Origin of the sequence: Shewanella sp. 4t3-1-2LB, assembly GCF_017368415.1 — a bacterium.
GTDB classification, from domain to species: Bacteria; Pseudomonadota; Gammaproteobacteria; order Enterobacterales; family Shewanellaceae; genus Shewanella; species Shewanella fodinae.
In genome coordinates this window covers 1-284 of the sequence record NZ_JAFNJD010000164.1, presented here as the reverse complement: position 1 = coordinate 284, position 284 = coordinate 1, and the positions used below count along the sequence as shown (strand labels likewise).

Sequence of the window (284 nt, the reverse complement as noted above, 5' to 3'; positions counted from 1 at the left end):
AGGCGCTTGGCGATGACCTACTCTCACATGGGGAGACCCCACACTACCATCGGCGCGATTGTGTTTCACTTCTGAGTTCGGGATGGAGTCAGGTGGTACCACAATGCTATTGTCACCAAGCAAATTCATTAATTCGGAAAGCTGCTTTCATGAGTAGTGGTTCTCTTACTTCAACCAAGTCTTGCAATTCTTTCAAGGGACGACCTCCAGGGATGGAGGAAGTGCTAGAAAATGTGGTGACCTACAAGGATGTAGGAAATACTTTAAATGCTTGGAGCATTTTA

The 284-nt window shown here is 46.1% G+C and carries 1 rRNA gene; it reads right to left on the bottom strand.

Annotated features, from left to right (window positions below):
• Nucleotides 1-4 precede the first annotated feature (4 nt).
• Nucleotides 5-120, bottom strand: a 5S ribosomal RNA gene (gene rrf / locus J3L11_RS19125).
• Nucleotides 121-284: the final 164 nt, after the last annotated feature.